This is a genomic window from Campylobacter sp. BCW_4341, from assembly GCF_001764255.1.
Lineage (GTDB): Bacteria > Campylobacterota > Campylobacteria > Campylobacterales > Campylobacteraceae > Campylobacter_D > Campylobacter_D jejuni.
On record NZ_MKAH01000053.1, the window covers coordinates 1 to 6562 of the forward strand.

2 protein-coding genes and 3 pseudogenes are annotated in these 6562 nt (G+C 26.3%); all 5 read left to right on the forward strand.

All coding sequences use genetic code 11. The features are described from left to right. Positions 1–114: 114 nt before the first annotated feature. Positions 115–1137: pseudogene (locus AJN70_RS09170) on the forward strand (hypothetical protein); the annotation flags it as partial. Positions 1138–1170: 33 nt separating this feature from the next. Then, positions 1171–1697, forward strand: a pseudogene (locus AJN70_RS10090) (lysozyme). Beyond that, positions 1691–2050, forward strand: coding sequence for a hypothetical protein (locus AJN70_RS09180; RefSeq protein WP_002779560.1), 360 nt, complete (start codon positions 1691–1693; stop codon positions 2048–2050). Before AJN70_RS10090 ends, AJN70_RS09180 begins: the two are co-directional and overlap by 7 nt. 268 nt (positions 2051–2318) lie before the next feature. Next, entirely contained in the window at positions 2319–6251 is a 3933-nt protein-coding gene (locus tag AJN70_RS09185; RefSeq protein ID WP_070295736.1) for a hypothetical protein, read from the forward strand. A 19-nt stretch (positions 6252–6270) separates the two neighbouring features. Then, positions 6271–6562: pseudogene (locus AJN70_RS09970) on the forward strand (hypothetical protein); the annotation flags it as partial.

A 6562-nucleotide genomic window follows, 5' to 3' on the forward strand; every position in this document is an offset into this window, starting at 1 on the left:
TTAGATCAAGATAATACTATAAAACAAGATACACCTAGTTATTATTTTTCTCCTAAAGATGAAAGCAGTGGCAAAGGAAGACTTAGCATCTTTTATAAAAATGATGAACTTTGTTTGCTTAATTATTCTATTATAGAAAATTCTTTAAATATTAAATTAGAATGTTTAAGCAAACAAAGCTTAGAGTATAAAGACTTAATTTCAAACACTTTAAAAGAACAAAAAACCACACAAGTAGATAAAAAACAAGCTATAGCTAAACTTCATGCTCTTTTAGAAAATCAAAACCTAGAATGTATCCATGGAGGTAAAGTCATACTTAAATCAAACAAAGGAAAAACTTTTAAAGACAATAACATTCCTATAATACTAGAAAGTGATTTATTAAACTCTAGTATAGTAGCTTGTCCTAATACTATAGCAGGTGTAAGTGTTCCTTGTACTAAAGTTGTTAATGTAAAAGGATCCTTATCTCAAAAGAAAGTCAATAATGAATTTGCAATCTTACAAGAACTCATCTCAGCTTGTAAAACAGATAAAGGCTTTGCTTTAAAAGTAAGCTTTACTCCAAGTAAGTTTAAATTTGATCACAGCTTTGATCCTAAAGAGGGCTTAGGAGAACAAAGTAAAAATCAAATAGAGTTAAAAGAGCCTATAATAAGACTTCATTATAAAAGTGATAGATTTCAAAAAGATAATTTACCTATCTATAATCTTTTAATCAATAATGAAAAAAAAGAACAAGATAAGGCTTTAAATGAATTTAATATAGATTTAAAAGATTTAAAAGATATAGAGGATATAAATATTCTTAATCAATTCAAACAAGACTTTAGTAAAGATTATGAATTTAAAGAATTAAATCTTAGCTTTGATACTAATTTAATCAAACTTTATTTTATTATCCCAAAAAACATTGCTAAAGTTTATAAAAGTGCTTATAAGGAATTTGAAAATAAAGATTTAGGAGTAGGGTATTTTACACAGCTACATGAGTATGATAAAATCATCAAAAATGCTTTAGAAGATAATAAAGAATTAAACGAATATCATTTTAGTTTTTTAGCTCCTGCAAAAATGCAAAATTTAAAACTTCAAATCGCACAAGGACTAGATGAAATCTTAGAAGATGAAGATAGAAAACAAGAGTTTTATGTTTGTAAATTTGTGGTGGTAAATGGGGTTAGTGAAAACAATACTCAAGAAAAAATCACTCATCTAAGCAATGATGGTCAAAATCTTTTAAAAAATATAGAGAAGCTAAGACTCAAACCTTATAATGATCAAAATGGAAAAGAAATTACTTCATATGTTAAAGGTGCAACTATTGGATATGGACATCTTATAGGGCAAAATGAATGGGATTTGTATAAAAATGGTATTACTTTACAAGAAGCGGATAAATTGTTTAAAAGCGATTTGTTGCCCTTTGAAAATGCTGTAAAAATTCAATAAACTCTTCCTTAGCACAGAACGAATTTGATGCCTTGGTTATATTATGTTTTAATATAGGGATTGATAATTTTAAAAATTCTTCTGTTGTTAAAATCATCAATGGAGAGAAAACAGGCTACAAAACATTAAAGGAAGCTTGGATGGCGTGGAACAAAAGTCAAAATAAAGTAATGCAAGGACTAATTAATAGGAGAAATGCTGAATATAAGCTTTACATTCAAGGAGGTTATGAAAAATGGTAATTTTTAAAAATATATTATTGTTTTTATTTTTTAGTACTTATTTATTAGCGCAAGAGGATTTTACTCCACTAGAGCAATGTACCTATGAAAATGAAAAGTTTTGGATAAAAATTTTAAATCTATGTCCAGAGGGTAATATAACTTGTGATAAAGTTGTATATGTGGGTGTCAATAAAAATAATGGAAAATATATTGTCCTAAACGGTAAGTCTATTAGTGATGTAAATATGAATTTTAAAGGATATGTTTTTAAAAATGGTATTTATGAATACAATATTTTTAATAATTTTTTATATATTTCTAAAAACAAGCAGATTATACAAGAATATCGTCTGAAATTATGTGAAAAATAGACGCAACAAAGGCAACAAGCAACAACAAATACCTAGAATATGTAAAAAGTTAAAAAGATGCAATAAGAATTACAAGAAGTTTTTAAAGTTATAAAAATCCTAATTAATGAAATCTTAGCTCCTAAATTTTACAACAAATACAAAGATTTAGAAGTTGAGATTGATGATAAGGGCAATGTGCTTAGGTGGATAGGAGAGATTAATAGAGAGACAAAAAATATTAGCAAATAAAAAATGATATAATAATGCTTTATATAAGGAATCTTTTATGTTTATAAGTTCTAAAACAGAGTTAATTCAAACTATTAAAAATTTAACAATCAACAATAAAGAAGTTAAACAGATTGATTTTGTTTATCCTAATTTTTCTATTTTACACGCTATATTAAAAAATATTGATTTTCATCAAAGAAAAATGCTATCTAAAAATCAAATATTGACTATGGAAATACTAGAAATTTTAAAACAAACTTGTGATAATCACAATAATATAGAAATAAATATCCATACCCTTAATGAGCTTGATGCTGGACAAAATGTAAATTTAAAAGATTTATCAAGCAGTGAAATTTGCACTAAAGTTTATTTAGAAGACTTAGAAGAAGAAATTCAAGACAAGAAACAAGGTAAAGATTTTAATCTTTTTTATCATACAGATAAAAATAATCTTTGTATCGAATTTATCAATACTTTAAAAGAACTAGCTAAAGATTCTGAAGATATAACAACCTTAGACGAGTTAATCGAAAACATTGATCCTGATGATATAAGCAGTGATAAATTTGATGATTTTAAGAAAAAAGTTTTAGAAATGATTGGAAATGTCATAGAATCGGATTTTTTCAAAAATAGCATAAGTCCCACTTTAAAAAATACTTATGAAAAATTTATCAATGAGTTGTTAGAACACATTAAAAAACTTGCCGAAGAAAAAGAATATGAAAAAATTAAAATCATACTAAGTGCTATAGCGGGTGTTGCAATAGCCACAGTGGTAGCTGTTCTTACAGGTGGGACAGGATTAGCTATTTTGGCTGCTGGTTTATTTTCTTTAATGGGTTCTGCAAGCGAGTATTATGAATTTGCTCAAAGAGATTATGGCACACTTTTAACGACTTTAGCCGCATTTTTAGCCACTAGATGTGCTATGTTTATTCATTATATTAATTCTCGCTTGTTATCTTGTGTTTTAATTATTAATAAAAAAGAAATTATTGATTTAAGTGGTTTTGGATTATATCTTGGAAGTGATGAAAGCAATATCGCTTCGAATTTGGCTTATAAAATCACTTTAAGCGAAGAAATAAAAAGCATTGAAAATATTTTTAGTGAAATCTTTTTAAACCCAGAACAAAAAGACAAGGGATATAAAAATACACCCAATGATTCAAAATCGAGAAATTTACCCGCTTTCATTTCAACGCAAAAATTATCTAATTTGTATTTAAAAAACAATGCTATTTTAAAGAATTTGCAAGAAGATATTAAACAATTTATTTATTTTTCCTATATAGAAAGTCCAAATTTTAACTCAAGTAAACTAGCTGAATTTTTCGCACAAAAAAATCAAAATGCACAAATAGATTTAAATACAACTAAAATGAGTAAAAATTATTTGATTATTTCAAATATCCCCAATAAATACAATGCAGGACTTAGTGAAAGTTTAACTCAAGAAATCGCCAACTATAATATACAAGATAAATACAGAAGAATTAAAAAAAATATTGATACTTCAAAAAAAACTTATGACAGCACAAGAGATTATAGCGAATATAGCATAGAAATGCCACAAGATGAAAATGAACCTTATATTTTACAATTAAGCCCTTTTGTGAAAATATCCAAAGAAGCTTATGAGAATAGTAAAAAAGCTTATGAAGATATGCAAAAGGTTTATAAATATTTAACAAATTTTGTTGCTACACCGCAGAAGCTACCAGAATTCGCAAAAACAGCTAAAGAAAAATTAGCAATATCAGAAAATGAGCCAATGATAGAAATAGTAAAAAAGACGGAAAATTTACGACATTGCGAACGAATAAACATTTTAGCTTATATTGACTACAATAAAAAAATAAATGATAAAAAATGGCTTCCTTATTTTTATATCAAAAAATTCTTTAAACAAAACGAAGCCAAAGAATCCATCATAGAAAAAGAAAAAAAGATGGCTCATCAATATTTAACTTTTTTGAAAAAAGAGTTTTTTGAAAAATCGGATAAATCTTCATTTGGGAACTATTCTTTAATGGAATGTTTATTCATTTCATTTGTCTTGTATCAAGCTAAGCTTATTTTTCCAAATATCAATTTAGATTTGAAAAAATATGGAGGCAGTAATTTTGTATATATAAAATACTTAGAGGAAACTTATGTTTTATGGACAGATGAATGTCCAATATATGTAAATAATGAGCCAACAAATATTACAGCATATGAAGTTGTATCGCAATTATTAAAAATACTTGACAAAAAAGATTATTCTTTTGTGGAAAATGATAATTCGATAACTATAGATGATTTTTTTAATGAATTATCAAAAGATTTAGATACAACAAATACATTAGATAAAAAAATAATCAAATTAAAGCAAATGTATCATTTAGATGAACAAAAATGCATTAAAGAATTTATGAATTTAGACGAAGAAACGCAACGAGCTTTTGTTGCATGGATGGATATAGAGAAACAAATATCAGATTTATCAAAGCTTTTGGAACAGATGTATGGAAAAGAATATTTAAATAAGGCAAAAGAACAAAAAACAACTGAAATATTTACTTATGCGATGTTAAAAATTTTATTAAGTGCTAGTCCTTTTATCAGCTTTACAGCTCAAATGTTGTGGGATTTTAATTTTTTAAAAACAATAGAATATGTTATTCAAGCTTGTATTAAAATAAACAAAGAAGGATTTAAAGAATTTTTTAAAGAACAGCTTGGTATTTTTGCACCTCCAAAAAAGAATAGTATATATCATATACACATAAAATCTAATTTAATAATAAAAGCACGCTTGCAGCAAATAGAAAAAGAATTAATTCATACTAAAATCCAAATGATTTTAGCACAAGAGATAAAATCCAATTTAATAATACAAAAAAATACATCCGGTTTAAATCTATTTATCACAAAGATAAAAGAATACTTTAATGAAAAACAAATTAAGATTTATTGGAGTGATAAATATATGAAACAATTATTTATATACTCTAATCAAGAAAGCAATATATCTAAAATTGCTCTTATGCATAGCATGGATATACAAACTCAAAAATATACTATTTATACTTATGCTAAGCTAAATAAACTTGACCTTGCTTCTATTGTGGCTGGAGAATTTGTGGGTATTTTTTTAAATTATCTCTTTCCAACAAATTTTAAAGCCCTACAAGAACAATATGAAAGCATTGTTTATCAGCTTTACACCTTCAAAGATGATTCTCCTTTAGCAGTTATAAGAGATCATTTTGTAACTTATCCTTTTGCAATCAATTCGAAATTCATTAGCTTTGATTTAAAGAAAATTTTTTATGGCATAGATCTTTGCACAGGAGTTTTTGACACTCATTTTTCCTTTCATTATGAAATAGATCAAAAGCTTGAAGAAAATAAAGAATTTCTTTTAAAAAGACTTTTATCTTATTTGATTATTGATGAGAAAAGAAATGCAACTGCTTTAGAGGATATAAAAGAACAAAAATATATTATAGATGATTATACTTTTTATTTTAAAGAATTAAAATCTTTAGAACTTAAAAAATGCACTATATATCAACTTCCTTGTAATCATCCTTTGTTTAAAGAGTTTAGAAATAAAGAAAAGCAAATTAGTGCTTTTAAAAAGGATGAAGATAGTCCTATTCATGCTTACAATGAAGCTTTACAAATTTTACAAGATTTTGCTAATGGAATTTACAATACAAGTAAAGATAAAACAGGAAGATATATAGAAGATAAAAATAAAACCAGAAGATTACTAGAAAAACTCAATATCATAGGACAAAACAATCTTAAGGCTATGTATATGGGGATAAATGGAAATGAAGAAAGCTTGAAAGCTATAGGCAAAAGAGAAAATAACACTAGCAAAGCAAGTGCAAATGCTGATATCGCATCAGAAACAAAAACTCCGCCTAATTTCATAGGCAGATTAGCTACTACCATAATCATAGAAGATGGTTTATATATGGGTTAAATTAAGAAAAGGATAGATAATGAGTGAAACTTATGAGATTTATACACCTAATGGATTAACATTAGATGTGGAAAAAGATACCAATAAAATACTCTTTAAAGAAAATGTTAAGCCCACAGGCAACTATACCGAAGAATATTCCAAAGCGGTTTTTAAATCTTATCATATTATGAAAAACTCCCCCTACAAAGACTATAAACCCCAATACCTAGATCCTAACTTTTATACAGGGCAAAAATCCACTCTAGTTGAATTTAAAGATTGGCAAAGTATATATTTAAAAGATCCTATCAAAGGAGCTATAGCTCCTT